We start from the raw sequence: 2719 nt of genomic DNA on the forward strand, positions 1-2719 counted from the left end.
CGAGCAGGACCGCGATGACGCGTGGCCCGGCCAGCGGGACGGCCAGGGGGTACAGCGCCATCAGGGCGCCGATCACGGAGAGGGAGACCGCCGCGTACCCCGGGGCGTTGGTGAGGCCGTCCGACAGCAGGAACAGGGCGAGGGCGTCGACGCCGAGCAGCCCCGCCGCCAGGGCAGCGAACGTCTCGGCGCTCGCGCGCAGTCCGCGCCGGTACAGGGGGTGGGCGACCCCGGCGAACAGCAGCGTGGTCGTGACGAGCACGGCCGCGCGGGTGCCGGTGCCCATGTCGCTCCACGTCCAGATGGCGAACACCAGGGCCGCGACGCCCACGAGCAGTCCGCCGAGGCCGAGGATGACGTTCTGCGCCGAGCGGCGGGTGACCTCTCCCACGCGGTCCACCGCCGGAGGGGACGGTGGTGGACCTTGGGATGCGGGGCCGAGGTCGGAGGCGTCGAACGGCACGGACACGACGACCTCCTCGGGGGAGGTCCGCGAGCCTCGCGCGCTACCGGGCACCTGGGCGGGGGCGAGTCGGTCGGCCCCGTCGGGACCCGCGGGTGCGACGGGCGGAGCGGCCTGCGGCGCGGCGTGGTGCGACTCCTGGCGCAGCGCGTGCAGGACGGCGGCGCGTTCGGCGTGCAGCGCGCGTTCCCGGCCGGCGAGGGCGGACAGTTCGGTGTCGATCAGCCACAGGCGTTCGGCGGTGGCGCCCACGAGCAGGATCCCGCACCGCGCGCAGTCGCGGGGGCGGTCGCCCAACGGGGCGCGACAGTCCGGGCACCGCGGCTCGGAGGCCGCGTCGTGCGGTGGAGGTCCTTGCTGGTTCATGCCGCCATCCTCGTCCGATCGTGCCCCGACGGCATCCGTACGGGTACTCAGGCGGTCGCTCCGGGCCTGACACCGCTGCTCCGGAGCGGCCCGGGAGAGACTCCCGCAATCTTTCCGGATTGACCCTCGGTTGACTCTTCGTGTTTCTTTGCAGGTCAGAGCGCCACAAATGCGACACATTCCGTGATGTGACCCAAGGCACAGTAAAAGTGGAGTCACTTTACCGTGACGGTGGTGCAGGCTGAATCCGCTGCACAGCGCGTCCCCGCCCCGAGCGGGACCCCTCGCCGCGGTGGGTCGAACGGAGTCCTCCTCCTTCCCCGCCGCGCACCGTACGCGCCCCCGAGGCCGTACGCGCCCCCGCGAACGTGCGCGATCACGCCACCTGTGCAGGCGACCACCCGTTCCACCAGGGATCTCCCTGCCGGACACCCCCTCTTGGGAAAGGCAACCGTGGTAATCAACCGAATGTCGCTGCGGATCGGTGCGGCCGTCGGTGCGGCGGCCCTCGTCGCTGGTGCGACCTTCACCGTCGTCGCCTTCGCCGACGACGACGTCGAGCCCGACTCGGCCGCCAGCGCCGCCAACGTCGAGGAGGCGCCCGCCGTCGACACCGACGCGGAGGACGACTTCTTCACCTCCGAGGAACTGACCGACGAGGAGCTCCAGGTCCGGCGAGCCCAGGCCGAGCAGGAGCGCGACACCGTTCTCGGCGCGGGCGTACGCACCGCCCAGGCCCAGGGGAGCGACATCGTCGAGGAGCCGGAGGAGGACGAGGACGAGGAGGGATCGGCCGACGCCCCCGCGTTCACGGGCGACCCGAAGTCCATCGCGCTCGAGATGGTCCTGGCCGAGGGCTGGGCGCAGAGCGAGTTCAGCGGCTGCCTCGAACCCCTCTGGGAGAAGGAGAGCAACTGGAACCACACGGCGCAGAACCCGAGTTCCGGCGCCTACGGCATCCCCCAGGCCTATCCCGGTGACAGGATGGCCAGCCACGGCGGCGACTGGCGGACCAACCCCGCCACCCAGATCGCGTGGGGCATCGACTACATCAAGGGCACCTACGGCACCCCGTGCGAGGCCTGGGCCCACTCCCAGGCCAACGGCTGGTACTGACCGCCGTTCCCCGCGCGGACGCGGGCCGTGGAGCCCGGCGTCCGCGCGGCCCCGGGTCACCGCGGTGACGGGACGAAGGTCTCGACGACGTCGCCGGGGAGGTCCTGGTAGAAGTCGGCGTCGTCCTGCGGGACGTTGACGCTCACGAGGTAGAAGATCCGCTGGTCCTCGTCCTCGAAGCTGATCGCGACCCGCCAGAACCGCCGTTCCGTGGTGGCCCACTGCTCGTTGGTGAAGTCCGCCGCCACCCGCGCGACGTCCCAGTCCTCGTTCCAGGAGTCGGGGAAGTCGTCGCTGTCGACCTCCTCCAGGCCCAGCTGCCGGTAGTTCGTCGTGACGTCGCCCGCCACGACGCTCGTCCCGCCGTCGGTCTCCTCCAGGAACTCCGCGCTGCCGCGGTCGTAGACCTGCTCCGTCCACGCGGCCACCTGGACCTGCTGGTCGTTGCCGGGGGCGACGAAGAACACCCGGCCCTCGTCGATCTCGTCGTCGTGGACCGCCCACCCGGACGGATAGTCCACGGTGAACCACTGGGAGCGGTAGGCCGTCAGGTCGTCGTAGGAGGGCGGATAGCCGTCGCCACCGTCGTCCTCGCTCTCGCTTGTGGGCGCGCTGGTCGCCGGAGGCTCGGCGACCACCGACGGATCATCGGTGGGCTGTTCGCCGGAACGGACGACGAGGGCGGCCGCGACCACCGCGACGAGCACCACGGCCACGCCCACCGCGCCCAGGCCGATCAACAGTTTGCCCGTCGAGCCCGTCCCTGAGCGGCGG

Annotated in this window: 1 protein-coding gene and 2 pseudogenes; 1 reads left to right on the forward strand and 2 read right to left on the reverse strand. The window is 71.8% G+C overall.

Annotation, left to right across the window (positions count from 1 at the left end):
* Positions 1-829, reverse strand: a pseudogene (locus D471_RS33420) (SCO7613 C-terminal domain-containing membrane protein); the annotation flags it as partial.
* Between the two features lie 468 nt (positions 830-1297).
* Between D471_RS33420 and D471_RS0107715 the strand changes: the two are divergent.
* A complete protein-coding gene (locus tag D471_RS0107715; protein ID WP_017598080.1) occupies positions 1298-1945 on the forward strand; it encodes an aggregation-promoting factor C-terminal-like domain-containing protein in 648 nt (215 codons plus the stop codon).
* 56 nt (positions 1946-2001) lie between these two features.
* On the opposite strand, the pseudogene D471_RS40065 reads toward D471_RS0107715, so the two are convergent.
* Positions 2002-2719, reverse strand: a pseudogene (locus D471_RS40065) (serine/threonine protein kinase); the annotation flags it as partial.

The sequence above is a fragment of the Nocardiopsis lucentensis DSM 44048 genome (genome assembly GCF_000341125.1).
In the GTDB taxonomy this organism is placed as follows: domain Bacteria; phylum Actinomycetota; class Actinomycetes; order Streptosporangiales; family Streptosporangiaceae; genus Nocardiopsis; species Nocardiopsis lucentensis.

Coding starts and splice junctions, on each gene's coding strand:
- D471_RS0107715 (WP_017598080.1), top strand. CDS start 1,298: ATGTCGCTGCGGATCGGTGCGGCCGTCGGTGCGGCGGCCCTCGTCGCT.